Origin of the sequence: Streptomyces sp. R-07, assembly GCF_049913175.1 — a bacterium.
Taxonomy (GTDB): domain Bacteria; phylum Actinomycetota; class Actinomycetes; order Streptomycetales; family Streptomycetaceae; genus Streptomyces.
The window spans coordinates 1,511,616-1,536,012 of sequence record NZ_CP183978.1; the positions used below are offsets into that span (position 1 = coordinate 1,511,616).

The following is a 24,397-nucleotide window of genomic DNA, read 5'->3' on the forward strand; positions in this document are numbered from 1 at the left end:
GGCGAGGAGTCGGCGGCAGCGGAACGACGGAGGGCCGGGACACCGTGCGTGGTGTCCCGGCCCTCCCGCGTCCCCGTACCGTCAGGCGTGCGCGTACCGTCAGGCGTCCGCGCCGCCGGCCTCCGCTTCCACGGGCCGGTCCTCGTCCTCCTCGTCGAAGACGGAGCTGACGTCGAAGCGGCAGACGATCCGCTCGGGATCGGCGTGGTCGAAGGGGGCGTGGAGCCACTCCCCCGGTTCCGGGAGTTCCTCGGCGGCGGTGACCCAGAGCGTGGAGTCGCCCTCCTCCAGGCCGAACTCCTTGTGCCGGGAGGCGATCTCGTCCGGTTCGAACTCGCCGAAGAGCACGCCGAGCGCGGCGAGCGGCGAGACTCCGGCCTTGGCGGCCGCCCCGGTGACGTCCTCGTCGAGCTCGGCGACGCGGCGGGCCTGGGCGAGCAGGCGTTGCGGTTCGGCCACCGCGTAGTCGCGGCGGATCAGCAGGCTGACGGCATGAGGTTCGTCAGGTCCGGCGTACGGCGGCAGGGCGCCGTCGGCTCCGGGGATCTCGAAGGGGGTGACCTCGTCGTAGCGGTCGTAGAGGAGTTCGTCGTACGCCTCGGCCGCCGCGGCGAGGGCGTTGAAGGCTTCGTAGACGGCCGTGTCGTCGTCTCCCGTGCGGCGTTCGACCGCCGCGAGGTGACGGTCCAGTGCGGCTTTGACCGCCTCGGCGGCGGCACGTACCTCGGCAGCGGTGGGCTGCGCAGCATCAGACATGGGACAGACGCTATCCGTACCGGGCCGGTGCCCGCACAATAGATGCGATGCCGGAATACGAATTTGTCGATGTGTACGTGCCGCGCGGTGTCTCCCGCAAGGAGGCGACGCGGCTCCTGACCGACCATGCCGAGTACGGACACTGGGAGTTGGACCGTCTGAGCCTTCACCGGGACGGGAGCCGCAGAGTGCGGCTGAAGCGGCGGATCATCCGCCAGGTCCGGGCGACCTGGTAGCGGGAACAGGACGGACGAAATGGGGCCCCGCGGTGTGCGGGGCCCCTGTGTTCGGTGCGTGACCTCGGCGGGGTCAGGCGGCGCCGCGGGCGCGACGGTAGATCAGCGAGCCGGCGAGCAGCAGCCCGGCACCGGCGGGGACGATCACGCCGAGCGGAGCGGAGCCGGTCTCGGCGAGCTCCTCCACGGCGCGCGGCGGAGTGACGACCTGCGTACCGGGAGTGTTCGGCCCGTGCTCGCCACCCGGAGTGCCCGGAGTACCGGGGGTGCCGGGGGTTCCCGGCGTACCGGGGGTCCCAGGCGTACCGGGGGTTCCGGGAGTGCCAGGAGTTCCGGGGGTCCCGGGCGTACCCGGGGTGCCAGGAGTTCCGGGGGTGCCCGGCCCCTCCTCCCCGTACCCCGTGTCCCCGCCGTTCGCGCAGTCATTGCCCATGACGGGGTTGCCCAGGCCGACGCCCGTGACGTTGTTGCCACAGACGTTCACCGGCACGTCGACCGGCACCTCGACGTTGTTGCCGGAGCCCACGCCGGGAGAGTTGCTCGTGTGCCCGCCGGCGGAGGATCCGCTGCCGGACGGCGAGGTGTTGGCGCACGTGTTGCCGAAGGCCGGATTGAGCAGCCCGATGACGTTGACGGTGTTTCCGCAGGCGTTCACCGGTGCGTGCACCGGGACCTGGACGGAATTTCCGGACGCGACGCCCGGGGAATTCATGGCCGTACCGTTCGCGCCGGAATCGGCGTGCGCATAACCGCCGCCGACGGCGGCGAAAACGCCTCCGGCGGCCGCGACGGTGATAAGGCCCTTGCGCGTGACCTGTCGCATAGCTTGTTCCCTGCCTGCTCGGCTTCGAAAGAGTGCCACCGGGCGGACGGCCCGGGGCGGAAATGGCCACCGGCCCCGGAGTGCATGGCACGCACTCCGGGGCCGGACCGGCTCACACCCTCACGGGGCGAGGCACAACGTCAGGCGTTGACGCAGGTGTTGCCGAAGGCGGGGTTCAGCAGGCCGATCACGGAGACCGTGTTGCCGCACACGTTCACGGGGACGTGAACCGGCACCTGGACGACGTTGCCCGAGAGCACGCCGGGGGAACCGATGGCGGCACCCTGGGCACCCGCGTCGGCAACGGCCATGCCCGCACCCGCGAGAACGAGACCGCCGGTGGCAGCCGCAGCAGCGACGACCTTCTTGATCATTATTCCTCCTAGTTGGCAATGCGGCCCCAGCCGCGGACCGCATCACCTGTAACGAGGGGGAATGGTGGGGGCTACGAGCGCCCCAGTTCATTCACTCTTTCCGGTCACATGCAAACGCGCGGACGAATTCAGCAGGCGTCGATGAAGCGGTCCAGGACACGGACACCGAACTTGAGGCCGTCCACCGGGACCCGCTCGTCCACGCCGTGGAACATGCCGGCGAAGTCGAGCTCCGGCGGCAGCTGGAGCGGCGCGAAGCCGAAGCAGCGGATGCCGAGGTCGTCGAAGGACTTGGCGTCGGTGCCGCCGGAGAGCATGTACGGCACGGCGCGGGCGATCGGGTCCTCGGCGCGCAGGGCCAGCTGCATGGCGTCCACCAGGGCGCCGTCGAAGCTGGTCTCCAGGGCCTTGTCGCCGTGCACGTCCTCGCGCTTCACGCGGGGGCCGAGGATCCGGTCGAGGTCGGCCAGGAACTCCTGCTCGTAGCCGGGCAGGAAGCGGCCGTCGACGTGCGCCGTGGCCTGGCCGGGGATCACGTTCACCTTGTAGCCGGCGCCGAGCATCGTCGGGGCGGCCGAGTTGCGGAGGGTGGCGCCGACCATCTTGGCGATGCCGCCGAGCTTGGCGAGGGTGCCGTCCATGTCCTCGGGGTCGAGCGGGGTGCCGAGGGCGTCCGAGAGCTCGTCGAGGAAGGAGCGGACGGTCTTGGTGACCCTCACCGGCCACTGGTGGCGGCCGAGGCGGCCGACGGCCTCGCAGAGCTCCGTGATTGCGTTGTCGTCATTGGTCATCGAGCCGTGGCCGGCCGTGCCCTCGACGGTCAGCCGCATCCAGTGCATGCCCTTCTGGGCGGTCTCGACGAGGTAGAGCCGCAGGTTCTCGTTGACGGTGAAGGAGAAGCCGCCGACCTCGCCGATCGCCTCCGTGACCCCGTCGAAGAGGTCGCGGTGCTTGTCGACCAGGTGCCGGGCGCCGTAGGTGCCGCCGGCCTCCTCGTCGGCGAGGAAGGCGAGGACGATGTCGCGCGGGGGCTTGCGGCCGCTGCGCAGCCGGTCCCGGACGACCGCGAGGGTCATCGCGTCCATGTCCTTCATGTCGACGGCCCCGCGGCCCCAGACGCAGCCGTCGGCGATCTCGCCCGAGAAGGGGTGGTGGGTCCAGTCCTCGGCGTTGGCCGGGACGACGTCGGTGTGGCCGTGGATCAGCAGGGCCGGGCGCGACGGGTCCTCGCCCTCGATCCGGGCGACGGTGGAGGCCCGCCCCTTGTGCGACTCGATGATCTTCGGCTCGAGCCCGACCTCCGCGAGCTTCTCGGCGACGTACTCGGCCGCCCCCCGCTCTCCCGGACCGGAGTGGTCGCCGTAGTTGCTGGTGTCGATGCGGATGAGATCGCGACAGAGGTCCACCACCTCGTCCTCGCCCCTGACAGTCCGGGCCGTGTTCGACTCGCTCACGCTGCTTCCTCCCACTACGTGCCCCACGTGGTTGCTGGTGATCTCCCCCCATCCTCCCGCGTGGGCCCCTCGGCGCCCAAGGGCGCCCGTCGGCCGACATGCGGCTGTCACATGACGGGGGCCGGTCGGGGGTGGTGATCGACCACTCCGAATGTTTGCTATGGTTTTCCTCGTCGGAAGGGCCCAGCGGCCAGGAAGACAGACACCTTGTCCGGGTGGCGGAATGGCAGACGCGCTAGCTTGAGGTGCTAGTGCCCTTTATCGGGCGTGGGGGTTCAAGTCCCCCCTCGGACACCATCGAAAGACCCCACATCATGTGGGGTCTTTCTTGTTACGGCGGCAGGAATCACGGCGGTAGGACCGGTGCGACGCAGATCCAGGGCTCCCTCTTCGCCCCTTCCCCAGCTGCACGGGATCGATCCCGTGCGGGTGCGGTTGCCGGAGGACCCCGAGGGGGGCTGGACGACCGTCCGGGAGTATCTGGTCGACCGGTACGGGGCCGCCGTCGGGGCCGGGCGGGTCGAGGGGATGCTGCGGGACGGGCGGTTCGTCGGGGTCGACGGGCCGGTCGACGGGGACGAGCCGTACGCCGCGGGGCGGCACCTCTGGTTCCACCGGGACTTTCCCGCCGAGACGCCGGTGCCCTTCACGATCGGGGTCGTGCACCGCGACGAGCGGATCGTGGTCGTGGACAAGCCGCACTTCCTCGCCACGATGCCGCGGGGCCGGCATGTGACGGAGACCGCGCTGGCGCGGCTGCGGCGGGACCTGGGGCTGCCGTTCCTGCAGCCCGCGCACCGTCTTGACCGGCTGACGGCGGGGCTCGTGCTGTTCGTCGTACGGCCGGAGGACCGGGGGGCGTACCAGACGCTGTTCCGGGACCGGGCGGTGCGCAAGTCGTACGAGGCGGTGGCGCCGTACGACCCGGAGCTGGCGCTTCCGGTGACCGTGCGGAGCCGGATCGATAAGGAGCGCGGGGTGATGGCCGCCCGGGAGGTGCCGGGCGAGCCGAACGCCGAGAGCCATGTCGAGCTCCTGGCCCACGCGGGCGGTCTCGCCCGGTACCGGCTGGTGCCGGTGACCGGGCGGACCCATCAGCTGCGGGTGCACATGAACGCGCTCGGGCTGCCGATCCTGAACGATCCGCTGTACCCGGTGGTCCGTGCGGACGGGCCGGAGGACTTCGGGCGGCCGCTGCAGCTGCTCGCGCGGTCGCTGGCGTTCACCGACCCGGTCACGGGTGAGCCCAGGAGCTTCCTGAGCCGGCGGCCTCTCAGTGGCCTCGGCTGAGCCATTCCTCCAGGTGCGGGGCCTCGGCGCCGATCGTGGTGGTGTCGCCGTGGCCGGTTCGGACGACCGTCTCCGGCGGCAGGGTGAGGAGCTTCTCGCGGATCGAGCCGACGATCGTCGGGAAGTCCGAGTAGGACCGGCCGGTCGCGCCGGGTCCGCCCTGGAAGAGGGTGTCGCCGGTGAAGACCGTGCCGAGGTCGGGGGCGTACAGGGAGACGGCGCCGGGGGCGTGACCCGGGGTGTGGAGGACGGTGAGGTCCGTGCCGGCGATGGTGAGGACCTGGCCGTCGGCGAGTTCGCCGTCCGGGCTGTGATCGGGGTGGGTGAGCTTCCACAGCGGCTGGTCGGCCGGGTGGAGCAGGATGCGGGCGCCGGTGGCGGCGGCGAGGGCCGGGGCGGCGTCGATGTGGTCGTCGTGGGCGTGGGTGCAGACGATGGCGCGCAGGGTGCGGCCTTCGAGCGCGGCGAGGATCGCCCCGGCGTCGTGGGCGGCGTCGATGACGATGGCCTCGGTGTCGTCGCCGACGATCCAGACGTTGTTGTCGACGTCCCAGGTGCCGCCGTCGAGGCTGAAGGTGCCGGAGGTGACGAGGTGGTCGATGCGGGCGGACATCAGAGGATCACCACCGAGCGGAGGACGTCGCCCTCGTGCATGCGGGCGAAGGCCTTCTCGACGTCGCCGAGGCCGATGGTCTCGGTGACGAAGGCGGCGAGGTCGATGCGGCCCTGCTGGTGCAGGTCGATGAGCATCGGGAAGTCACGGGACGGCAGGCAGTCCCCGTACCAGGAGGACTTGAGCGAGCCGCCGCGGCCGAAGACGTCGAGGAGCGGGAGTTCGAGCTTCATCTCGGGGCTGGGGACGCCGACGAGGACGACGGTGCCGGCGAGGTCGCGGGCGTAGAAGGCCTGCTCGTACGTCTCGGGGCGGCCGACGGCCTCGATGACGACGTCGGCGCCGAAGCCGTCGGTGAGCCCGCGGATCGCCTCGACGGCGTCGGCGGTGCGGGAGTTGACCGTGTGGGTGGCGCCCATCTCGCGGGCCTTCTCCAGCTTCCGGTCGTCGATGTCGACGGCGATGATCTTCGCGGCTCCGGCGAGGCGGGAGCCGACGACGGCCGCGTCGCCGACGCCGCCGCAGCCGATGACGGCGACGGTGTCGCCGCGTCCGACGTTCCCGGTGTTGATGGCGGCGCCGATGCCGGCCATCACTCCGCAGCCGAGGAGGCCCGCGACCTCGGGGGCGACGGCCGGGTCGACCTTGGTGCACTGGCCGGCGGCGACGAGGGTCTTCTCGGCGAAGGCGCCGATGCCGAGGGCCGGGGAGAGCTCGGTGCCGTCGAGCAGGGTCATCTTCTGCTTCGCGTTGTGGGTGGCGAAGCAGTACCAGGGGCGGCCGCGGGTGCAGGCGCGGCAGGTGCCGCAGACGGCGCGCCAGTTGAGGATCACGAAGTCGCCGGGGGTCACGTCGGTGACGCCCTCGCCGACGGACTCGACGATTCCCGCGGCCTCGTGGCCGAGCAGGAAGGGGAACTCGTCGTTGATCGCGCCCTGCTTGTAGTGGAGATCGGTGTGACAGACGCCGCAGGCCTGGATCTTCACGACGGCCTCGCCGGGGCCGGGGTCGGGGATCACGATGGTCTCGACGCGTACCGGTTCGTTCCTGCCGGGGGCGATGACCCCCTGGACGTGCTGCGGCATCGCGAACTTCCCTTCCTCCGACCGGATCTTGTAAGGCTCTTGCGTACCACTATCTCCTGACAAAAGGCGAGACCCCCGCAGGCCGTGCCTGTGGGGGTCTCGCCGTCTCCCGTGGGGGGAGTGTCAGTCCTGGTGCGCGGCGGAGGTCGCGCGGACCCGGCGCCGGACCAGGAACCAGCCGCCGACGAGCGCCGCCGCGATGAGCGGCAGGCAGTTGACGGTGGTGCGGCTGATGCCGCCGTCCATCCACATCAGGACGAGGACGGCCGCGAGGAAGACCAGGGTGACGATCTGGGTGTACGGGGCCCAGGGCAGGTTGTAGCCGGGGCGGGTGACCTTGCCCTGCTCGGCGTTGCGCCAGAAGAGCAGCGAGCAGACCATGATCATGGCCCAGGTGCCGATGATGCCGAGGGAGGCGAAGTTGAGGACCAGTTCGAAGGCCTCGCCGGGCATGACGTAGTTGAGGGCGACGCCGAGGATGCCGAAGCCCGCGGTGAGCAGGATGCCGCCGTAGGGGACGCCGCCCTTGTTCATGACGCCGGTGAACTTGGGCGCGGAGCCGGCCAGCGACATGGAGCGCAGGATGCGGCCGGTGGAGTAGAGGCCCGAGTTGAGGCTGGAGAGGGCCGCGGTGAGGACGACGAGGTTCATCACGCCGGCGGCGCCGGGGATGCCCAGCTTGTCGAAGACGGTGACGAAGGGGCTCTGGTCGCCGGAGTACGCGGTGTACGGGAGGATCAGCGCGAGCAGGATCACCGAGCCGACGTAGAACAGGCCCACGCGCCACATGATCGAGTTGATCGCCTTCGGCATGATCTTCTCGGGGTTCTCGGTCTCGCCGGCGGCGACGCCGCAGAGCTCGACGGAGGCGTAGGCGAAGACGACGCCCTGGATGAGCAGCAGCATCGGCATCATGCCGTTGGGGAAGATGCCGCCGTTGTCGGTGATGTTGGCGAGACCCGGGGTGTGGCCGCCGACGTCGTGCGAGGTGACGACGAGGAAGATGCCGACGAGCATGAAGGCGACCAGGGCGGCGACCTTGATGATCGCGAACCAGAACTCCATCTCGCCGAAGTACTTCACGGAGATGAGGTTGGCGGCGAGGACGACCGCGAGGGCGATCAGGGCGAGGATCCACTGCGGGACGTCGCTGAACATGGCCCAGAAGTGGGCGTAGGTGGCGGCCGCGGTGATGTCGGCGACGGCGGTGGTCGACCAGTTGAGGAAGTACAGCCAGCCTGCCGTGTAGGCGCCCTTCTCGCCCATGAACTCACGGGCGTAGGAGACGAAGGCGCCGGAGGAGGGGCGGTAGAGCACCAGCTCGCCGAGGGCGCGCACCACGAAGAAGGCGAAGACGCCGCAGACGGCGTACGCGATGAAGAGGGACGGGCCCGCCTGGGACATGCGGCCGCCGGCGCCCAGGAAGAGGCCGGTGCCGATGGCGCCGCCGATCGCGATCATGTTGATGTGCCGGGACTTGAGGTCCTTGCGGTACCCCGCGTCGCCTGCGTCGACGTGGGGGACGGTGGCCGGGTTCGCCGGTGCGGCGGACAGCGGCTCGGCCGCGGTGACGCGGTCAGTCATAAAGTTGTTCGCCTTCGTGAGGGGGGAGCTGTGCGGTGCCCGGCCGTACCTCGTGGGGTGGTGTCCCCGGCACGGCCAGCGCACATCCTCACGGCAATGTCGCCGACAGACTGTGGCGCATGTCACTGAACGCCCTTATTTGAGCTAGTTCAGAGCTTTACCTGCGCGTAACAACCGATGAGCTACGGCGCGAGGACGTCCAGCTCCTGGAGGGCGCCGACCGCGATCTGGCGGGTGAGCTCCTCCGCGCGGGCCGCGTTCCGCTCCCGTACGGCCTCGGCGACCTGGACGTGGAGGGTGACGGCGGCCGGGTCGGGGTCCTCGAACATCACGTGGTGGTGGGTGCGGCCGGTGAGGACCTCGGCGACGACGTCGCCGAGGCGGGCGAACATCTCGTTGCCCGAGGCGTTGAGCACGACCCGGTGGAAGGCGACGTCGTGGACGAGGTACTCCTCCAGGCGCCGGCCGCGCGAGGTGGCGACCATGCCGAGGGCCTGCTCGGTGAGCTCGCGGCACTGCTCGGGGGTGGCGTTCAGGGCGGCGAGGCCCGCGGCGACGGGTTCGACGGCCGAGCGGAGCACGGTGAGCGAGCGGAGCTGGCGGGGGCGGTCGGCGCCTGCGAGCCGCCATCGGATGACCTGGGGGTCGTACACGTTCCAGCTGGCCGTGGGGAGCACGGTCACGCCGACGCGGCGGCGGGACTCGACGAGGTGCATGGACTCCAGGACCCGGACGACCTCGCGGACGACGGTGCGGGAGACGTCGAAGCGCTGGGCGAGCTCGTCGGTGCGCAGCACGGTGCCCGGCGGGTACTCCCCGGCGGTGATCGCGAGACCCAGGGTGGCCAGGACGTGTGAGTGGAGCCCCTGGGCCGGTGTCGTCATGGTGATCAGCCTATGCGCGCGGGCCCTCGTGATCACACCGGGAATGAAAAGTACGACTTTTATGTCACAGGCTCTTGAATACGTCGTACCCAATGGGTTTCATGAGCGCGACGGATTCACCGAATCGATGTCGATGAAGACAGCGAGGCACCCCCCATGAGCACCACCCCCCTCACCGCTCCCCCGGTCGTCGTCGTGATGGGCGTCGCCGGGACCGGCAAGACCACGATCGGTCCGCTGGTCGCGGAGGCGCTCGGTCTGCCGTACGCCGAGGGCGACGACTTCCACCCGGCGGCCAACGTCGCCAAGATGTCGGCCGGCATCCCGCTGGACGACACGGACCGGGGGCCGTGGCTCGACGCCATCGGGGAGTGGGCGCACGGCCGGGCCGGGCTCGGCGGGGTCGTGAGCAGCTCCGCGCTCAAGCGGACCTACCGGGACCGGCTGCGTGCCGCCGCGCCCGGGGTCGTCTTCCTGCATCTGACCGGTGACCGGGAGCTGATCGAGCGGCGGATGGCCGCACGCAAGGGCCATTTCATGCCCACCGCGCTCCTCGACTCCCAGTTCGCCACCCTGCAGCCGCTGCAGGACGACGAGGCCGGCGTCGCCGTCGACGTCTCCGGCACCCCGGAGGAGATCACCGCCCGCGCCGTCGCCGCCCTGCGCGGCCGGGCCGGCTGACCCTCTCCCCCGCCCCGTCCCCCACCTGCCCGTACGAAGGACACCACCGTGACCCGTCTCAGCGTCGAGACCCTGGCAGCGGACGCCGCCGAACCGATCACCTCGGCAGGCAACGCCCAGCTGGGGATCGCCGTGCTCGCCGGCATCGCCGTCATCGTCCTGCTCATCACCAAGTTCAAGATGCACGCGTTCCTCGCGCTGACCATCGGGTCGCTGGCGCTCGGCGCGTTCGCGGGTGCCCCGCTCGCGGACACCATCAAGTCGTTCAGCACCGGACTCGGCAACACCGTGGCCGGCGTGGGCGTGCTCATCGCGCTCGGTGCGATCCTCGGCAAGCTGCTCGCCGACTCCGGCGGCGCCGACCAGATCGTCGACACGATCCTGGCGAAGGCGAGCAAGCGGTCCATGCCGTGGGCGATGGTCCTCATCGCCTCCGTGATCGGCCTGCCGCTCTTCTTCGAGGTCGGCATCGTGCTGCTGATCCCGGTGGTGCTGCTCGTCGCCAAGCGCGGCAACTACTCCCTGATGCGGATCGGCATCCCCGCGCTCGCAGGCCTCTCCGTGATGCACGGGCTCATCCCGCCGCACCCCGGCCCGCTCGTCGCGATCGACGCGGTCGGCGCCAACCTGGGCGTCACCCTCGCGCTCGGCCTCGTCGTCGCCGTCCCGACGGTGATCATCGCCGGTCCGGTCTTCTCCCGGTACGCCGCCCGCTGGGTGGACATCAAGGCCCCCGAGAAGATGATCCCGACGCGTCCTTCCGAGGACCTGGAGAAGCGCCCCGGCTTCGGCGTCACCGTCGCGACCATCCTGCTTCCGGTCGCCCTGATGCTGGTCAAGGCGCTCGTCGACATCGTCGTCGACGACCCGGAGAACGGCGTCCAGAAGGTCACCGACGTCATCGGCTCGCCGCTGATCGCGCTGCTCGCCGCCGTCATAGTCGGCATGTTCACCCTGGGCCGGGCGGCCGGCTTCAGCAAGGAGCGGCTGTCCTCGACCGTCGACAAGTCCCTCGCCCCCATCGCCGGCATCCTGCTGATCGTCGGCGCGGGCGGCGGCTTCAAGCAGACCCTGATCGACCTCGGCGTCGGCCAGATGATCCTCGACTTCTCGAAGGACTGGTCGATCCCGGCCCTGCTGCTCGCCTGGCTGATCGCGGTGGCGATCCGGCTGGCGACGGGCTCGGCCACGGTGGCGACGATCTCGGCGGCGGGCCTCGTGGCTCCGCTCGCGGAGGGCATGTCGACCAGCCACACGGCGCTGCTCGTGCTGGCCATCGGTGCCGGTTCGCTCTTCTTCAGCCACGTCAACGACGCCGGGTTCTGGCTGGTGAAGGAGTACTTCGGCATGAACGTCGGCCAGACGATCAAGACCTGGTCGGTGATGGAGACGATCATCTCGGTCGTCGGCATCGCGTTCGTGCTGCTGCTCTCGCTGGTGCTGTAGCTCCCGCTGCCACGCGGAAGGGCCCCGGACGACCTCAGGGACGTCCGGGGCCCTTCCGTACGTGCCGGCGGTCAGCCCCGCAGCAGGCCGAGGACCTTGACGCCCAGCTCCAGGGCCTCGTCGGGCGAGTCGACCGACTGCTGGAAGTCGACGAAGCAGCCGTCCGCCCCCGTGTCCCGGACGCCCGCGAGGACGGCGGCCACCGCGTCGGCCGTGGCGCCCGGGGCAGGGTTGTACCGGATCTGCCGGCGCAGCGCCTCCGGGTCGCGGCCCGCCGCGTCGGCGGCGCGCCGCGCCTCGTCCCACAGCGCCTCGGCCATGCCGGGCGGGAGGACGGCGCCGACCCAGCCCGCGGCCCGGCGGCCGACCCGGCGCAGGGCGGCCGGGCTGAAGCCGCCCAGGTAGACGGGCGGTCCGGCCGGCTGGGCGGGGCGCAGACCGACGTACGAGACGGGGATCGTCCAGTGCGGCCCCTCGTGGCCGAACTCCTCCTCGGTCCAGATGCCGTGGAGGACGTCGAGGAGCTCGTCGAGGAGCGCGCCGCGGCGGCTGAAGTCGGCACCGACGGCGGTGTACTCGTCCCGCAGCCAGCCGATCCCGAGACCGACGTCGAGGCGTCCGCCGCTCACCCGGTCGAGCGAGGTGAGCGAGCGCGCGAGGAGGACCGGCGGGTACCAGGGGCCGTTGAGGGTGCTCATGCCGAGCCGGGCGCGGCCGGTCGCGGTGGCGGCCACGGTGAGGACGGTGAGCGGGTCGAGGAAGGTCTTGTACTGGGCGGGGTACGGGTTCTCGGGCGTGTGGCCGGGGTAGAGGTCGCTGGGCGCGACCGGGGTCAGGGTGCGGTCGCCGACCCAGAACGAGTCGAAGCCGGCCTCCTCGGCGTCCCGCGCGAAGCCGGCGATGCGGTCGGCGCGGGCGTGGGTGCCGTACTGGGGCAGTGCGATGCCTATCTCCATGGACCTCATCCTGGGCAGCGGGAAGGCCCGCGACACGAAGGGGTCGGCATGTGACCCGCGCCACACGCCGGGAGGGGTCCGTCGGCCGGCCGGGCGGGGTCCGTCGGCCGGGTGGCCGCGCCACGTGACGCCCTTCGGCGGGGTCCGTCAGCTCACCGCCCTGGCCGCCGCCCGGCCCGCCGCGCGGCCCGAGAAGATGCAGCCGCCGAGGAAGGTGCCTTCGAGGGAGCGGTAGCCGTGGACGCCGCCGCCGCCGAAGCCGGCCGCCTCGCCCGCCGCGTACACGCCCTCCAGGGGCTCGCCGCCCTCCGTCAGGACGCGGGAGTCGAGGTCGGTCTCCAGGCCGCCGAGGGACTTGCGGGTGAGGATGTTGAGCCGTACGGCGATCAGCGGGCCCGCCTTCGGGTCGAGGATGCGGTGCGGGGCGGCCGTACGGATCAGCTTGTCGCCCAGGTACTTGCGGGCGCCGCGGATCGCCGTGACCTGGAGGTCCTTGGTGAAGGGGTTGGCGATCTCGCGGTCGCGGGCGGTGATCTCGCGGCGCAGGGCGGCCTCGTCGATCAGGGGCTCGTCGGTCAGGGCGTTCATGCCGCGGACGAGGGCGGAGAGGTCGTCCTCGACGACGAAGTCGACGCCGTGGTCCATGAAGGCCTTGACGGGCGCCGGTACGTCGGCGCGGGCACGACCGAGGACGTCACGGACGGACTTGCCGGTGAGGTCGGGGTTCTGTTCGGAGCCGGAGAGGGCGAACTCCTTGCCGATGATCCGCTTGTCGAGGACGAACCAGGTGTGGTCGTGGCCGGTCCGCATGATGTGTTCGAGGGTGCCGAGCGTGTCGAAGCCGGGGAACAGCGGCACGGGCAGCCGCTTGCCGGTGGCGTCGAGCCAGAGGCTGGAGGGTCCCGGCAGGATGCGGATGCCGTGCCGCGCCCAGATCGGGTTCCAGTTCTCGATGCCCTCGGTGTAGTGCCACATCCGGTCGCGGTTGATGTGGCTGGCGCCGGCCTTCTCGGCCACGCCGAGCATCAGTCCGTCGACGTGGGCGGGGACGCCGGAGAGCAGCTTGGCGGGCGGGGTGCCGAGCCGGGCGGGCCACTGCTCGCGGACGAGGTCGTGGTTGCCGCCGATGCCGCCGGAGGTGACGATCACGGCCTGGGCGCGCAGTTCGAAGGAGCCGGTGGGGGTGCGGGTGCTGGCGGTGCCGCGGGCGGCGCTGGAGGGTTCGAGGATCTCGCCGGTGACGGTGTCGACGGCTCCGGCGGTGCGGCCGAGTCCGGTGACGCGATGGCGGAAGCGGAGGTCGACGAGGCCGCGGGCGGCGCCCTCGCGGACCTTGCGCTCGAAGGGGGCGACGAGGCCGGGTCCGGTGCCCCAGGTGATGTGGAAGCGGGGTACGGAGTTGCCGTGGCCGTTCGCGTCGTAGCCGCCGCGCTCTGCCCAGCCGACGACGGGGAAGAAGCGCACGCCACGCGCGTGGAGCCAGGCGCGCTTCTCGCCGGCCGCGAAGTCGACGTACGCCTCGGCCCACTTCCTGGGCCAGTGGTCCTCGGTGCGGTCGAAGCCCGCGGTGCCGAACCAGTCCTGGAGGGCCAGGGCGTGGCTGTCCTTGACGCGCATCCTGCGCTGTTCGGGCGAGTCGACGAGGAACAGGCCGCCGAAGGACCAGTGGGCCTGGCCGCCGAGGGACTGCTCGGGTTCCTGGTCGAGGAGGATCACGGTGCGGCCGGCCTCGACCAGCTCGGCGGTGGCGACGAGGCCGGCGAGGCCCGCCCCGATCACGATCACATCAGCGTCGTAGGACATGGACCGCATCTTGGATACACGAATGTATCGAGTCAACCGCCCGACCCTTTCGCTTTTCTAATGTCGAGCATTAATATGAAGACATGGCGAGGACGTCAGGGCCCGAGACCCGGGACAAACTGATCCGCGCGGCGGAGGAGCTCTTCGCCGCTCAGGGTGTCGACGGCGCGCAGCTGCGGGACGTCGTGGCGCTGGCCGGACAGGCCAACCCCTCCGCGGTGCAGTACCACTTCGGCTCACGCACCGGACTGCTCGACGCGGTCATGTCCGGCCGTCAGACCCGTACCGAACAGGTGCTCGCGCCCCTCTTCGACAGCGCCGGCGACGACCTGAAGCAGCTGATCGACGCGCTCGTCACCGCCGAGGCCAGTGAGCTGCGCACCGACCGGGGCCGCCGCTGCCTGCGGATCTCCGCGCAGCTCAGCCACGAGAGCGGCGTCCGCACGCGCACCCCCCATCCCACGCTCGCCGGCACCGTCTACTGGCGCCTGATCGAGCGGATCGCCGACCGCCTGGCCGACGGCGGACTCCCCGAGCCGCTGCTCCTGGAGCGCCTGGACCTTGCGCTGACCGTGGTGGGCGCGGCGATGGCGGACCGGGCCCGGCAGTACCTCGACGGCGCCGAGCCCCTCACGGAGGAGCCCCTCTTCCTCGCCGATCTCGTCGAGACCACCACCGCGCTTCTCCGGGCCGCACAGCCCCGGAGCGTCTGAAGAACAGCTTCTGAAGAACCCCGAAGGGACCTCTCATGAACGACCTCACCGGCAAGACCGTGCTCATCACCGGCGGCGCCCGCGGCCTGGGCGCCGAGGCCGCCCGCCTCGCCGTGGCCTCCGGAGCGAACGTCGTGATCACCGACGTCCTCGACGAGGACGGGAAGGCGACCGCCGACGCGCTCGGCGAGCGGGCCCGGTTCCTCCACCACGACGTCACCTCCGAGGAGGAGTGGGCGGCGGCCGTCGCCTTCGCGGTGGCGGAGTTCGGCGGGCTGCACGGTCTGGTGAACAACGCCGGCATCTCCACCGGCGCGTTCCTGGAGAGCGAGTCCGTCGAGCATTTCCGCAAGGTCCTCGACATCAACCTGACCGGTGTCTTCATCGGCATGAAGGCCGCGATCCCGGCGATGAAGGAGGCCGGCGGCGGCTCGATCGTCAACATCTCCTCGGCCGCGGGCCTGATGGGCCTGGCCCTGACCGCCGGTTACGGCGCCTCCAAGTGGGGCGTGCGCGGCCTGACGAAGATCGGCGCGGTGGAGCTCGGCACGGCGAGGATCCGCGTCAACTCCGTCCACCCCGGCATGACCTACACCCCGATGACGGCCTCCGTCGGCATCGAGCGCGGCGAGGGCAAGTACCCGAACACGCCGATGGGCCGGGTCGGCGAGGCCGACGAGATCGCGGGCGCGGTCGTCTTCCTGCTCTCGGACGCCGCCTCGTACGTGACGGGCGCGGAGCTCGCCGTGGACGGCGGCTGGACGACCGGTCCGACGGTCAAGTACGTCATGGGGCAGTGAGGTTCACGGGGCGGTGTCCGTCGGCGGTGATTTCATGGGCGCATGAGCGCCTCCGAGGAGATTCACGACGTCGTCGACGAGAACGACCGGGTGATCGGTCGGGCCCCACGCGGTGAGGTGTACGCGCGGGGCCTGATCCACCGCTGCGTCTTCGTCCGGGTCCGGGACGCCGAGGGCCGGATCTTCGTCCACCGCAGGACGCCGACGAAGCTGCTCTTCCCCTCCCTGTACGACATGTTCGTCGGCGGGGTCGTCGGCGCGGGCGAGTCCTATGACGAGGCGGCGCTGCGGGAGGCCGAGGAGGAGCTGGGCGTCTCCGGACTGCCGCGGCCGGAGCCGGTACTGAAATTCCTGTACGACTCCGGGGGCGTGGCCGGGAAGTGGTGGTCGGCGGTCTACGAGGTCCGCTGCGAGCTGCCGGTCAGCCCACAGGTGGAGGAGGTCGCCTGGCACGGCTTCCTCACCGACGCGGAGCTGGCCGAACGGCTGCCCGGGGCGGCGGAAGCCTGGCAGTGGGTGCCGGACGGGCTCGCCGCGTACGAGCTGCTGCGGGCGCGCTGAGGATCCTGGCACGGAGCCGGTGCCGGGCGCGCTGAGGATCCTGGCACGGAGCCGGTGCCGGGCGCGCTGAGGGCCCGGTATGGAGCGGGTGCCGGGCGCGCTGAGGATCCTGGCACGGAGCGGGTGCCGGGCGTGTTGTGGGTCGGCGGACCGCGCCGGGCGGGCTGATCATCCGGCCGTTAGGGTGCACGGGTGAGCGATTTCGTGCAGAGCCTGCGGCTGTGGTTCGCGCCGCAGCGGATCCGGGACGAGGGCGAGACCCCCGACTACCGCTTCTCCCTCGCCAACGAGCGGACCTTCCTGGCCTGGATCCGGACCGCGCTCGCCCTCGTCGGCGGAGGTTTCGCCGTCGACCAGTTCCTGCCGGACCTGCGCTGGGGCGTGCGCGTCGGGCTCGCGCTCGCGCTGCTCGCCTCCGGCGTCCTCTGCGCCCTGCGGGCCGTGAACCACTGGGTGCGCTGCGAGCGGGCGATGCGGCGCGGCGAGGACCTGCCGACGTCCCGGTTCCCGGCGGTGCTGAGCCTCGCGGTGGCCGCCGTGGCCCTCGCGATGGTGGTGCTCGTCGTCTTCGGCTGGGCCGGGCGGTGAGTTCGGCCGGCGGGGCCGGGGAGGGCGCCGAGGGTGCCGAGGCCCGGGATCCGGGGCTCCAGCCGGAGCGGACCCGGCTCGCGTGGCGGCGTACGACCCTGTCGTGCACGGTCGTCGCGGTGCTCGCCGTGAAGCTGACCGTCAGCGCCGAGGTCACCGCGAAGGAACTGACCGGGCTCGCGCTCTCGTCCCTGGTGTGGATCGCCTTCCTGGCCGTGGCGCACCGCCGGATCCGCTCCCTGGGCGCCGCCCGGCCGCTCCCGCTCTCCCACCGCGGCGCGCTGCTCGCGGCGGGGTGCACGATCGCGCTCGCCGTGTTCGGGGCGGCGGTGATCTGGTGATCCCCTAGGGGACGGTCACCACCACCTTGCCGTTGAGGCCGCCCGCCGCGTTGGCGCGCTGGGCATCCGCCGCCTGTTCCAGCGGGAACGTCCTGGCCACCCGTACGGTGAGGACGCCCGCGTCGGCCAGGTCGGCGAGGGCCGCGAGGTCGGTGGCGTCGGGGCGGACCCAGAAGTAGCGGCCGCCCAGCGCGAGGACCTCGCCGTCGGCGATGGAGGCCAGGCGGCCCTGCGGGGCGAGGAGCCGGGCGGAGAGCTCCAGGAACGGGCCTCCGATGGTGTCGAGGACGGCGTCCACGCCCAGCGGGGCGAGGGCGCGGACCTGGTCGGTGAAGGTCGCCTCGTCGTAGCGGACGGGCTCCGCGCCGAGCTCCGCGACCCGCTCCAGGCCCGCGTCCCTGGCCGCGCCGATGACCCGGCAGCCCAGGTGGCGGGCGATCTGCACGGCCATCGAGCCGACGCCGCCGGCCGCCGCGTGCACGAGGACGGTCTCCCCGGGCCGTACCGCGAGGGCCTGGTCCTGATGGAGCACCTGGTACGCGGTGAGGCCGGCGAGCGGAAGCGCCGCGGCCTCCTCGAACCCGAAGGTGCGGGGCTTGCGGGCGAGGGTGCGGGCGGGGGCGGCGACGTACTCGGCGAAGGTGCCCCGGGAGAGGAAGTCCTCGCGGACGTACCCCATGACCTCGTCGCCCACGGCGAACTCGGGCACGGAGACGCCGAGCCGGACGACGACGCCGGAGACGTCCCAGCCGGGGACGACCGGGAAGACCGCGTCCATCATGCCGTCGAGGTATCCGGCCTGGCACTTCCAGTCGACCGGGTTGACGGCGGCCGCCCGCACCTCGACCAGGACCGCGTCGGGTCCGATCTTGGGCTGCGGCAGCTCGCCGTACTCCAGGACCTCGGGGCCGCCGTACCGCCTGTAGCTGATCGCCTTCATACCCCGACCCTCGGTGCGTACGGCCCGGCCCGCAAGCCGGGGCGTCAGCCTCCGAGCGCCTCCGGCGGCGGGAGCATGGCGCGCGGGTCGCGGCCCGAGGTCCAGAGGCCGATGAGGAAGGCGGTGGCCGCCTCCAGGAGGTCCGCGTGGGCCAGGGGCCCGGCGACGAAGGGGGCGCAGCCCAGGTCGGCGGCGAGCGTGGAGACGAGCGCGAGGGCCTCCTCGTCGTCCCCGCAGAGGGGGACGGCGACCGGTCCGTCGGCGAAGACGGGCGGGGTACGGCTCCACACCGCCGGCGTGACGTGGTTGAAGGCCTTCACCACCCGGGCGCCCGTGGCGGCGGCGAGCGTGCGCGCGGCGCCGGGGCCCTCGCCGGTCGTGAGGACCGGGCCCGGTCCCACCGCGTTGGTGCAGTCGATCAGGATCCGGCCGCCGAACGAGCCGACGGGGCCCACCGTCCCGAGGACCGGCAGGACCGCGTCGTACGGCAGGGCCAGGAGGGTCGCCCCGCCGAAGCGGGCCGCCTCGGCGAGGGTGCCCGGCCGGGCCCCCGTGCTCGCGGCGAGCGCGGCCGTCCGTTCCGCGTCCCGGCCGCCGACGAGCACCTCGTGGCCCGCCCGGGCCCATCCTCCGGCGAGGGCCCGTGCCATCGCTCCCGTACCCATCACTCCCACCCGCATGGGGCGTCCTCCCTCACGTACCGTTGTGCGTGCTGACATGAACGACCGTAGGCGGGGGGCGACTTACCGAATGGTTACCGAAGGGGACCCCGACCGGGTCCTCGCGGACTGCCGGGCGCGGCTCGGTTTCGACCTGCTCGCCCATACGTGGAACGGGGTCGTGCTGTACGCGCTCGCGGACGGGCCGCGCCGGCCCGGCGAGCTGCGGACGGCGATCGGCGGGATCAGCGCGAAGGTGCTGACGGAGACCCTCCGGCGCCTTGAGGGGTACGCGCTGGTGGAGCGGCGGGCGTACGAGGAGACGCCGCCCCGGGTCGAGTACGCGCTGACCGCGCTGGGGCGTTCGCTGCTCGGGCCGATCGAGGCGCTGGGGCGCTGGTCGGCGGAGTACGGGGACGCGTTCGCGGCGGCGCAGGGGTGGGACGCGGAGTAGGTCGTTCCGACTTCCATGGGGCCGGGGCCGACTGGCACTCTTCCCCTGTCCAGTCTCCAGTCGGGCTCTCATCCGGGGGAATCCCTTTGTCTGCCACCGATCCCTATGTGGTCACGCTCGCTCCGCACGTGCACGCCTTCGTCCAGCCCGACGGCGGCTGGTGCCTGAACAACGCCGGGTTCATCGGCGACGCGGACGAGACGCTGCTCGTCGACACCGCCGCCACCGAGCGGCGGGCGCGGCTGCTGCGCGAGGCGGTGCTCGCCGAGGGCCTGCCGCTGCCGCGGACCATCGTCTCCACCCACCACCACGGCGACCACACCTACGGCAACGGGGTGTTCCGCCCCGAGGCGCGGATCGTGGGGCACGAGAACTGCCGGTCCGAGCAGCTCGCGGCCGGGCACCAGCTCCATCTGCTGTGGCCGCAGACCGACTTCGGGCGGGTCGACATCCTGCCGCCCTCCCTCACGTACAGCGAGCGGCTCACGCTGTACGTCGGCGGGATCGAGGTGCGGGTGCTCCACCCGGGTCCCGCGCACACCACGGGCGACTCGATCGTCCATCTCCCCGAGCAGGGCGTCGTCTTCACCGGCGACCTGGTCTTCCACGGCGGGACGCCGTTCCTGCCGATGGGCTCGCTCGCCGGTTCGCTGCGCGCGCTCGATCTGCTGCGGTCCCTCGACGCGCCGACGGTCGTACCCGGGCACGGGCGGGTCACCGACCCCTCGGCGTACGACACCACCGAGCGGTACCTGCTCTGGGTGCGGGAGCTGGCCACGGAGGGGTACGGGAAGGGGGACTCGCCGCTGGAGACGGCGCGGCGGGCGTCGCTGGGCGAGTTCGCGGAGTGGCGGGAGAGCGAGCGGCTCGTCGCCAACCTGCACCGGGCGTACGCGGAGCTGGAGGGGCTGCCGGAGGGGTCGCCGCTGGATCCGGTGACGGTGTTCGGGGACATGGCGGCGATGAACGGCGGGGAGCCGGTGGCCTGCCACGCGTAGCCTGCCGGCCGCCGGCCCCGCTTGTGGGCCGTCACCCCACCCGTCCCGCCCTGCGGGACGATTGCCCACACGGGGGGGGCGAGGCCACGACCTGCGGGCGCGGGCTACCAGGTGGTCGGGGTCCACGTCGGGTTCGTCGTGCGCATCGCCGCCGCATCGTCCCGGTTCCTGAAGGTCCCGTCGTCCTCCCTCCAGCGGCGGTGCAGGGTCGCCAGGGCCTCGTGGTCCAGGTCGATGCCGAGGCCCGGGGCGTCGGAGACCGTGAGGCGGCCCGCGCGGAAGGTGGGGCGGGGGGTGACGACGTCCTCCGTCTGCCAGGGGTAGTGGGTGTCGCAGGCGTGGTGGAGGCCGGGCAGGGTGGCGGCGACCTGGGTCATGGCGGCGAGGCTGATGCCCAGGTGGGTGTTGGAGTGCATGGAGAGCCCGACGCCGTACGTGCGGCAGAGCGCGGCGAGTTCGCGGGTGCGGTGGAGGCCGCCCCAGTAGTGGTGGTCGCAGAGGACGATCCGTACCGCCCCCTTCGCGAAGGCCTCCGGGACCTCCTCGAAGGTGGTCACGCACATGTTGGTGGCGAGCGGTACGTCGGTGCGGGCGGCGATCTCGGCCATGGCGCCGGTGCCGCTCGCCGGGTCCTCCAGGTACTCCAGGACGTCCTTCAGCTCGCGGGCGACGGCGAGCGAGGTCTCCACGGACCAGGCGCCGTTGGGGTCGAGGCGGAGCGGCCGGCCGGGGAACGCCTCGGCGAGCGCCCGGATCGCGGCGATCTCCCGCTCGGGCTCGAACACGCCGCCCTTGAGCTTGAAGGAGCGGAAGCCGTACTCCCGGTCGAAGCGGCGGGCCTGTTCGACGATGCCGGCGGGGTCGAGGGCCGCGCCCCAGCTGTCGGTGCCGGCCCACTTGTAGAAGAGGTAGGCGCTGTACTCGACCTCGTCGCGGACCTTGCCGCCGAGGAGGGCGTGGACGGGCAGGCCGAGGGTCTTGCCGAGGGCGTCCAGGCAGGCGGTCTCGAAGGCGGAGGCGACGGAGAGGCGGAGCTTCTCGGCGGTACGGACCCCCCGCAGGCCGGCGGCGTCGACGCCCGCGTCCGTGCCGGGGGGCGGCGCGTCCCCGCTCTCCGCCGCCAGGGCGAAGAGGCCGTTCACGTCCGTGACCGAGCGGCCCGGAAGCGCCTCGGCCAGCGGGCGGGCGATGTCCAGGTAGACGCTGTCGCCGTAGGTCTCCCCGAGCCCGCTCACCCCTCCCCCGGTGATCACTTCGATGACGAGCCGGGGCGTGAAGGGCTGATGGACGCCCTGAGTGTTGAGGAGAGGCGGGTCGGAGATGAGGATCGGGGTGAGCCGGACTTCGTCGACGATCAGCTTCGTATCCATATGTGAACCCTATTCAGCCATTCGATCGTCCGCCAGAGTGCGGGACACCCTTTGCACGCCTCCCCCTGGACGACATACCGACTGGTCGGTCATCATGAACGCCGACCGAAGCCGATCCGGAGGTACGCACCTATGAGCTCCGCCCCGCCGCCAGGACTCGACCCCGAGCAGCTGCGCCGATTCCTCGACCGCGAGCGGCCCGGACTGGTGTCCGGCCCCCTCGAAGCCCGGTTGATCGAGGGCGGCCGGTCGAACCTGACGTACGTCGTGAGCGACGGCACCGGCCGGTGGGTGGTCCGCCGGCCCCCGCTCGGCCACGTCCTCGCCACCGCCCACGACATGCGGCGCGAGCACCGCGTCATCAGCGCCCTGCACGCGACGGACGTGCCCGTCCCCCGGACGGTCCTGCTCTGCGAGGACGAGTCGGTGCTCGGCGCGCCGTTCTATGTCATGGAGTTCGTCGACGGGACGCCGTACCGCTCGGCCCGTCAGCTCGCCCCGCTCGGCCCCGAGCGCACCCGCGCCGCCGTCCTCGGCCTGGTCGACACCCTCGTCGACCTGCACGCCGTCGACCCCGAGGCGGTGGGGCTCGGCGACTTCGGCCGCCCCGAGGGCTTCCTCGACCGGCAGCTGCGCCGCTGGGGCAAGCAGCTCGACGCCTCGCGCGGCCGCGAGCTGCCCGGGATCGACGAGCTGCACGCCGCCCTCGGGCGCGAGCTCCCCGCCTCGCCGCCGGCCACCGTGATCCACGGCGACTACCGGCTCGACAACGTCCTCGTCGGCGAGGACGACCGGATCCGGGCCGTCCTGGACTGGGAGATGTCCACCCTCGGCGACCCGCTGACCGACCTCGGCCTGCTCGTCATGTACAGCACGCCGCTCGACCTGCCGGACTCCCCCGTCTCCACGACCGCCACGGCCCCCGGTCATCCGAGCGCCGCCGAGCTGGTCGAGCGCTACGCGGCCCGCTCGGGCCGCGACACCTCCGCCCTCGCCTGGTACACGGCCTTCGCCTGGTTCAAGCTCGCCGTGATCCTGGAGGGCATCCACTACCGGTACACCCTCGGGCAGACGGTCGGCGCCGGCTTCGACCGCATCGGCGAACTCGTCCCCGTCTTCATCGAGCACGGCCTGACCACCCTCCAGGAAGGCTGATCCGTCATGGACTTCGCGTACGACGCCCGCACCCAGGAACTCCGCGAGAAGCTCCTCGCCTTCATGGACGAGCACGTGTACCCGGCCGAGGCCGTCGCCGAGGAGCAGCGCGCCCTGCTCGCCTCCCCCTGGGACACCCCGCCGGTCGTGGAGGAGCTCAAGGCCGAGGCCAAGCGGCAGGGCCTGTGGAACCTCTTCCTGCCCGACGCCGAGTACGGCGCCGGGCTCACCAACCTCCAGTACGCGCCGCTCGCCGAGATCACCGGCCGCAGCCCGCACCTCGCTCCCACCGCCCTCAACTGCGCGGCCCCGGACACCGGGAACATGGAGCTGCTCGCCCAGTTCGGCGACGAGGCGCAGAAGAAGCAGTGGCTGGAGCCGCTCCTCGCCGGCGAGATCCGCTCGGCCTTCGCGATGACCGAGCCCGAGGTCGCCTCCTCCGACGCGACCAACATCGAGACCCGCATCCGGCGGGATGGCGACGAGTACGTCGTCGACGGCCGCAAGTGGTACATCTCCGGGGCGATGAACCCCGACTGCCGGATCTTCATCGTGATGGGCAAGACCGACCCGGACGGGCCGGACCTCCGCCGCCAGCAGTCGATGATCCTCGTGCCGCGCGACACCCCGGGCGTCGAGGTCCGGCGCGCGATGCGGGTGTACGGGTACGAGGACCACTCCCACGGCGGCCACGCCGAGGTGATCTTCGACGGGGTCCGGGTCCCGGCCGCGAACATCGTGGGCGAGGAGGGCGGCGGCTTCGCCATCGCGCAGGCCCGGCTCGGCCCCGGCCGCATCCACCACTGCATGCGGCTCATCGGCATGGCCGAGCGGGCGGTCGAGTTGATGTGCCGGCGCGCCGTCTCCCGTACGGCCTTCGGCAAGACGCTCGCCCAGCAGGGCGTCGTGCAGAACTGGATCGCCGACGCCCGGGTCACCATCGAGCAGCTGCGGCTGCTCGTCCTGAAGACGGCCTGGCTCATGGACACCGTCGGCAACCGGGGCGCGCACACCGAGATCCAGGCCATCAAGATCGCGACCCCGCGCGCGGTCGTCGACATCATCGACAAGGCCGTGCAGGCGCACGGGGCGGGCGGTGTCTCGCAGGACTTCCCGCTGGCCGAGCTGTGGGCGGCGGCACGGACGCTGAAGCTGGCGGACGGGCCCGACGAGGTGCACCAGAGGTCGCTGGCGCGCCGCGAGCTGAAGAAGTACCTCTAGAGCGGCTGTTACGGGCGCAGGGCCCGCAGCAGGAGGTCGGCGAGGTGGTCGGCGACCTGCTGCGGGGTCAGCGGTCCGTCCGGGCGGTACCAGGTGGACAGGTGGTGCACGGAGCCGAAGTGGTAGTCCACGACGAGGTCGGCGGGCGTGGCGGAGGAGAAGACGCCCGCCCGCTGGCCTTCCTCGATCAGGGCGCGGAAGCGCTCGTGGTAGCGGCGCCGCTCGGACCGGACCTGCTTGTTCTTCTCGGGGCTCAGGTGGTGCATGGAGCGGAAGAAGATGGCGGCGTCGTCGAGGTTCTCGATGGTGGTGACGACGACGTCGGCGGCGGCGCGGCGCAGCCGGTCCTCGACGGGCGCGTCGGCGTCCGCGTAGGCGTCGAGCCGTTCCTGCTGGAGGCGCAGGACGCGGGAGTAGACCTCCTGGAGGAGGTCCTCCTTGGAGCCGAAGTAGTGGTAGAGCGCACCCTTGGTGACTCCGGCGGCCTCGACGATCTCCTGGACGGACGTGCGGTCGTAGCCGCGCTCGGCGAAGAGCCGGGTGGCGGCGGCGAGGAGCCTCTGGGGGACGGGGGTGCCGCTCCCGTCCGTCGTCCTGGCCATGCTCCGCCGC

General features: G+C 71.9%; 27 protein-coding genes and 1 tRNA gene. 14 read left to right on the top strand and 14 right to left on the bottom strand.

Going from position 1 to position 24,397, the window contains the following annotated elements; translation table 11 throughout:
- Positions 1 to 99: 99 nt before the first annotated feature.
- Positions 100 to 756 (bottom strand): hypothetical protein, encoded by a 657-nt coding sequence (locus ACN9M0_RS06730; RefSeq protein WP_366040624.1) that lies wholly within the window; start codon positions 754 to 756, stop codon positions 100 to 102.
- A 47-nt stretch (positions 757 to 803) separates the two neighbouring features.
- Here ACN9M0_RS06730 and ACN9M0_RS06735 point away from each other — a divergent pair, with 47 nt between their 5' ends.
- Complete coding sequence (locus ACN9M0_RS06735; RefSeq protein WP_015032473.1) at positions 804 to 992, top strand: DUF5703 family protein; 189 nt, start codon at positions 804 to 806, stop codon at positions 990 to 992.
- Between the two features lie 73 nt (positions 993 to 1,065).
- On the opposite strand, the gene ACN9M0_RS06740 is transcribed toward ACN9M0_RS06735, so the two are convergent.
- The 3 genes from ACN9M0_RS06740 to ACN9M0_RS06750 all read right to left on the bottom strand — a co-directional run bounded on the left by ACN9M0_RS06740 (position 1,066) and on the right by ACN9M0_RS06750 (position 3,643).
- Entirely contained in the window at positions 1,066 to 1,815 is a 750-nt protein-coding gene (locus tag ACN9M0_RS06740) for a chaplin (protein WP_426403283.1), read from the bottom strand.
- A 140-nt stretch (positions 1,816 to 1,955) separates the two neighbouring features.
- On the bottom strand, positions 1,956 to 2,189 hold the full coding sequence (gene chpH, locus ACN9M0_RS06745) for a chaplin ChpH (RefSeq protein ID WP_015032475.1): 234 nt from the start codon (positions 2,187 to 2,189) through the stop codon (positions 1,956 to 1,958).
- A gap of 128 nt (positions 2,190 to 2,317) precedes the next feature.
- Complete coding sequence (locus tag ACN9M0_RS06750) at positions 2,318 to 3,643, bottom strand: M20/M25/M40 family metallo-hydrolase (protein ID WP_366040622.1); 1,326 nt, start codon at positions 3,641 to 3,643, stop codon at positions 2,318 to 2,320.
- Positions 3,644 to 3,852: 209 nt separating this feature from the next.
- Between ACN9M0_RS06750 and ACN9M0_RS06755 the strand changes: the two genes are divergently transcribed.
- Positions 3,853 to 3,940: transfer RNA gene (locus ACN9M0_RS06755), tRNA-Leu, on the top strand.
- A gap of 66 nt (positions 3,941 to 4,006) precedes the next feature.
- Positions 4,007 to 4,933, top strand: a complete 927-nt coding sequence (locus ACN9M0_RS06760) for an RluA family pseudouridine synthase (protein WP_426403284.1) — start codon at positions 4,007 to 4,009, stop codon at positions 4,931 to 4,933.
- Here ACN9M0_RS06760 and ACN9M0_RS06765 read toward each other — a convergent pair.
- The 4 genes from ACN9M0_RS06765 to ACN9M0_RS06780 all read right to left on the bottom strand — a co-directional run bounded on the left by ACN9M0_RS06765 (position 4,917) and on the right by ACN9M0_RS06780 (position 9,099).
- Positions 4,917 to 5,546: an MBL fold metallo-hydrolase gene (locus tag ACN9M0_RS06765; protein ID WP_366040620.1), complete on the bottom strand. Its 630-nt coding sequence runs from the start codon at positions 5,544 to 5,546 to the stop codon at positions 4,917 to 4,919. The two genes, ACN9M0_RS06760 and ACN9M0_RS06765, sit on opposite strands and share 17 nt — an antisense overlap.
- A complete protein-coding gene (locus ACN9M0_RS06770; RefSeq protein ID WP_366040619.1) occupies positions 5,546 to 6,631 on the bottom strand; it encodes an S-(hydroxymethyl)mycothiol dehydrogenase in 1,086 nt (361 codons plus the stop codon). The genes ACN9M0_RS06765 and ACN9M0_RS06770 overlap by 1 nt, the downstream gene beginning before the upstream one ends.
- A gap of 123 nt (positions 6,632 to 6,754) precedes the next feature.
- A complete protein-coding gene (locus ACN9M0_RS06775) occupies positions 6,755 to 8,215 on the bottom strand; it encodes an amino acid permease (protein ID WP_366040618.1) in 1,461 nt (486 codons plus the stop codon).
- Positions 8,216 to 8,397: 182 nt separating this feature from the next.
- Positions 8,398 to 9,099, bottom strand: a complete 702-nt coding sequence (locus ACN9M0_RS06780) for a FadR/GntR family transcriptional regulator (protein ID WP_366040617.1) — start codon at positions 9,097 to 9,099, stop codon at positions 8,398 to 8,400.
- Between the two features lie 156 nt (positions 9,100 to 9,255).
- Between ACN9M0_RS06780 and ACN9M0_RS06785 the strand changes: the two genes are divergently transcribed.
- Together ACN9M0_RS06785 and ACN9M0_RS06790 are read left to right on the top strand one after the other, a co-directional pair.
- Positions 9,256 to 9,780, top strand: a complete 525-nt coding sequence (locus ACN9M0_RS06785) for a gluconokinase (protein ID WP_366040616.1) — start codon at positions 9,256 to 9,258, stop codon at positions 9,778 to 9,780.
- 48 nt (positions 9,781 to 9,828) lie between these two features.
- On the top strand, positions 9,829 to 11,226 hold the full coding sequence (locus ACN9M0_RS06790) for a GntP family permease (protein WP_366040615.1): 1,398 nt from the start codon (positions 9,829 to 9,831) through the stop codon (positions 11,224 to 11,226).
- A 71-nt stretch (positions 11,227 to 11,297) separates the two neighbouring features.
- Here ACN9M0_RS06790 and ACN9M0_RS06795 read toward each other — a convergent pair whose 3' ends face one another.
- Together ACN9M0_RS06795 and ACN9M0_RS06800 are read right to left on the bottom strand one after the other, a co-directional pair.
- Entirely contained in the window at positions 11,298 to 12,182 is an 885-nt protein-coding gene (locus ACN9M0_RS06795; RefSeq protein WP_426403285.1) for a TIGR03619 family F420-dependent LLM class oxidoreductase, read from the bottom strand.
- A 147-nt stretch (positions 12,183 to 12,329) separates the two neighbouring features.
- A complete protein-coding gene (locus tag ACN9M0_RS06800) occupies positions 12,330 to 13,985 on the bottom strand; it encodes an FAD-binding dehydrogenase (RefSeq protein ID WP_426403286.1) in 1,656 nt (551 codons plus the stop codon).
- Between the two features lie 83 nt (positions 13,986 to 14,068).
- Here ACN9M0_RS06800 and ACN9M0_RS06805 point away from each other — a divergent pair, with 83 nt between their 5' ends.
- The 5 genes from ACN9M0_RS06805 to ACN9M0_RS06825 all read left to right on the top strand — a co-directional run bounded on the left by ACN9M0_RS06805 (position 14,069) and on the right by ACN9M0_RS06825 (position 16,988).
- Positions 14,069 to 14,698 carry a TetR/AcrR family transcriptional regulator gene (locus ACN9M0_RS06805; RefSeq protein ID WP_399697755.1) on the top strand — a complete coding sequence of 210 codons (630 nt, stop codon included), beginning with the start codon at positions 14,069 to 14,071 and terminating at the stop codon, positions 14,696 to 14,698.
- Between the two features lie 35 nt (positions 14,699 to 14,733).
- Positions 14,734 to 15,498, top strand: coding sequence for a glucose 1-dehydrogenase (locus tag ACN9M0_RS06810; protein ID WP_366040611.1), 765 nt, complete (start codon positions 14,734 to 14,736; stop codon positions 15,496 to 15,498).
- A gap of 42 nt (positions 15,499 to 15,540) precedes the next feature.
- The gene (locus ACN9M0_RS06815; RefSeq protein ID WP_366040610.1) at positions 15,541 to 16,059 is read left to right on the top strand and encodes an NUDIX domain-containing protein; all 519 of its coding nucleotides are present in this window, start codon (positions 15,541 to 15,543) and stop codon (positions 16,057 to 16,059) included.
- Positions 16,060 to 16,251: 192 nt separating this feature from the next.
- Entirely contained in the window at positions 16,252 to 16,647 is a 396-nt protein-coding gene (locus tag ACN9M0_RS06820; protein WP_366040609.1) for a YidH family protein, read from the top strand.
- Positions 16,644 to 16,988, top strand: a complete 345-nt coding sequence (locus ACN9M0_RS06825; protein ID WP_399697760.1) for a DUF202 domain-containing protein — start codon at positions 16,644 to 16,646, stop codon at positions 16,986 to 16,988. Before ACN9M0_RS06820 ends, ACN9M0_RS06825 begins: the two co-directional genes overlap by 4 nt.
- A 4-nt stretch (positions 16,989 to 16,992) precedes the next feature.
- Here the strand turns inward: ACN9M0_RS06825 and ACN9M0_RS06830 are convergent, their stop codons facing one another.
- Both ACN9M0_RS06830 and ACN9M0_RS06835 read right to left on the bottom strand, forming a co-directional pair.
- On the bottom strand, positions 16,993 to 17,928 hold the full coding sequence (locus tag ACN9M0_RS06830) for an NADP-dependent oxidoreductase (protein WP_366040607.1): 936 nt from the start codon (positions 17,926 to 17,928) through the stop codon (positions 16,993 to 16,995).
- Positions 17,929 to 17,972: 44 nt separating this feature from the next.
- Positions 17,973 to 18,608, bottom strand: coding sequence for an NADPH-dependent F420 reductase (locus ACN9M0_RS06835; RefSeq protein WP_366040606.1), 636 nt, complete (start codon positions 18,606 to 18,608; stop codon positions 17,973 to 17,975).
- 70 nt (positions 18,609 to 18,678) lie between these two features.
- Here ACN9M0_RS06835 and ACN9M0_RS06840 point away from each other — a divergent pair, with 70 nt between their 5' ends.
- On the top strand, positions 18,679 to 19,041 hold the full coding sequence (locus ACN9M0_RS06840; RefSeq protein WP_366040605.1) for a winged helix-turn-helix transcriptional regulator: 363 nt from the start codon (positions 18,679 to 18,681) through the stop codon (positions 19,039 to 19,041).
- 86 nt (positions 19,042 to 19,127) lie between these two features.
- Positions 19,128 to 20,039, top strand: a complete 912-nt coding sequence (locus tag ACN9M0_RS06845; protein ID WP_366040604.1) for an MBL fold metallo-hydrolase — start codon at positions 19,128 to 19,130, stop codon at positions 20,037 to 20,039.
- A 104-nt stretch (positions 20,040 to 20,143) separates the two neighbouring features.
- On the opposite strand, the gene ACN9M0_RS06850 is transcribed toward ACN9M0_RS06845, so the two are convergent.
- Positions 20,144 to 21,409 (bottom strand): enolase C-terminal domain-like protein, encoded by a 1,266-nt coding sequence (locus ACN9M0_RS06850; protein WP_426403287.1) that lies wholly within the window; start codon positions 21,407 to 21,409, stop codon positions 20,144 to 20,146.
- Between the two features lie 132 nt (positions 21,410 to 21,541).
- Between ACN9M0_RS06850 and ACN9M0_RS06855 the strand changes: the two genes are divergently transcribed.
- Positions 21,542 to 22,564: a phosphotransferase gene (locus ACN9M0_RS06855; protein WP_426403288.1), complete on the top strand. Its 1,023-nt coding sequence runs from the start codon at positions 21,542 to 21,544 to the stop codon at positions 22,562 to 22,564.
- A gap of 6 nt (positions 22,565 to 22,570) precedes the next feature.
- Positions 22,571 to 23,785 (top strand): acyl-CoA dehydrogenase family protein, encoded by a 1,215-nt coding sequence (locus ACN9M0_RS06860; RefSeq protein WP_426403289.1) that lies wholly within the window; start codon positions 22,571 to 22,573, stop codon positions 23,783 to 23,785.
- A gap of 8 nt (positions 23,786 to 23,793) precedes the next feature.
- Here ACN9M0_RS06860 and ACN9M0_RS06865 read toward each other — a convergent pair whose 3' ends face one another.
- Positions 23,794 to 24,387, bottom strand: coding sequence for a TetR/AcrR family transcriptional regulator (locus tag ACN9M0_RS06865; protein WP_366040600.1), 594 nt, complete (start codon positions 24,385 to 24,387; stop codon positions 23,794 to 23,796).
- Between the last annotated feature and the right edge of the window lie 10 nt (positions 24,388 to 24,397).

Excerpts from the sequence above, each read along its gene's own strand:
- ACN9M0_RS06730 (WP_366040624.1), bottom strand. The coding sequence starts at position 756 with ATGTCTGATGCTGCGCAGCCCACCGCTGCCGAGGTACGTGCCGCCGCC.
- ACN9M0_RS06735 (WP_015032473.1), top strand. The coding sequence starts at position 804 with ATGCCGGAATACGAATTTGTCGATGTGTACGTGCCGCGCGGTGTCTCC.
- ACN9M0_RS06740 (WP_426403283.1), bottom strand. The coding sequence starts at position 1,815 with ATGCGACAGGTCACGCGCAAGGGCCTTATCACCGTCGCGGCCGCCGGA.
- chpH (WP_015032475.1), bottom strand. The coding sequence starts at position 2,189 with ATGATCAAGAAGGTCGTCGCTGCTGCGGCTGCCACCGGCGGTCTCGTT.
- ACN9M0_RS06765 (WP_366040620.1), bottom strand. The coding sequence starts at position 5,546 with ATGTCCGCCCGCATCGACCACCTCGTCACCTCCGGCACCTTCAGCCTC.
- ACN9M0_RS06770 (WP_366040619.1), bottom strand. The coding sequence starts at position 6,631 with ATGCCGCAGCACGTCCAGGGGGTCATCGCCCCCGGCAGGAACGAACCG.
- ACN9M0_RS06775 (WP_366040618.1), bottom strand. The coding sequence starts at position 8,215 with ATGACTGACCGCGTCACCGCGGCCGAGCCGCTGTCCGCCGCACCGGCG.
- ACN9M0_RS06780 (WP_366040617.1), bottom strand. The coding sequence starts at position 9,099 with ATGACGACACCGGCCCAGGGGCTCCACTCACACGTCCTGGCCACCCTG.
- ACN9M0_RS06785 (WP_366040616.1), top strand. The coding sequence starts at position 9,256 with ATGAGCACCACCCCCCTCACCGCTCCCCCGGTCGTCGTCGTGATGGGC.
- ACN9M0_RS06795 (WP_426403285.1), bottom strand. The coding sequence starts at position 12,182 with ATGGAGATAGGCATCGCACTGCCCCAGTACGGCACCCACGCCCGCGCC.
- ACN9M0_RS06800 (WP_426403286.1), bottom strand. The coding sequence starts at position 13,985 with ATGTCCTACGACGCTGATGTGATCGTGATCGGGGCGGGCCTCGCCGGC.
- ACN9M0_RS06805 (WP_399697755.1), top strand. The coding sequence starts at position 14,069 with ATGGCGAGGACGTCAGGGCCCGAGACCCGGGACAAACTGATCCGCGCG.
- ACN9M0_RS06810 (WP_366040611.1), top strand. The coding sequence starts at position 14,734 with ATGAACGACCTCACCGGCAAGACCGTGCTCATCACCGGCGGCGCCCGC.
- ACN9M0_RS06815 (WP_366040610.1), top strand. The coding sequence starts at position 15,541 with ATGAGCGCCTCCGAGGAGATTCACGACGTCGTCGACGAGAACGACCGG.
- ACN9M0_RS06830 (WP_366040607.1), bottom strand. The coding sequence starts at position 17,928 with ATGAAGGCGATCAGCTACAGGCGGTACGGCGGCCCCGAGGTCCTGGAG.
- ACN9M0_RS06835 (WP_366040606.1), bottom strand. The coding sequence starts at position 18,608 with ATGCGGGTGGGAGTGATGGGTACGGGAGCGATGGCACGGGCCCTCGCC.
- ACN9M0_RS06840 (WP_366040605.1), top strand. The coding sequence starts at position 18,679 with ATGGTTACCGAAGGGGACCCCGACCGGGTCCTCGCGGACTGCCGGGCG.
- ACN9M0_RS06850 (WP_426403287.1), bottom strand. The coding sequence starts at position 21,409 with ATGGATACGAAGCTGATCGTCGACGAAGTCCGGCTCACCCCGATCCTC.
- ACN9M0_RS06855 (WP_426403288.1), top strand. The coding sequence starts at position 21,542 with ATGAGCTCCGCCCCGCCGCCAGGACTCGACCCCGAGCAGCTGCGCCGA.
- ACN9M0_RS06860 (WP_426403289.1), top strand. The coding sequence starts at position 22,571 with ATGGACTTCGCGTACGACGCCCGCACCCAGGAACTCCGCGAGAAGCTC.
- ACN9M0_RS06865 (WP_366040600.1), bottom strand. The coding sequence starts at position 24,387 with ATGGCCAGGACGACGGACGGGAGCGGCACCCCCGTCCCCCAGAGGCTC.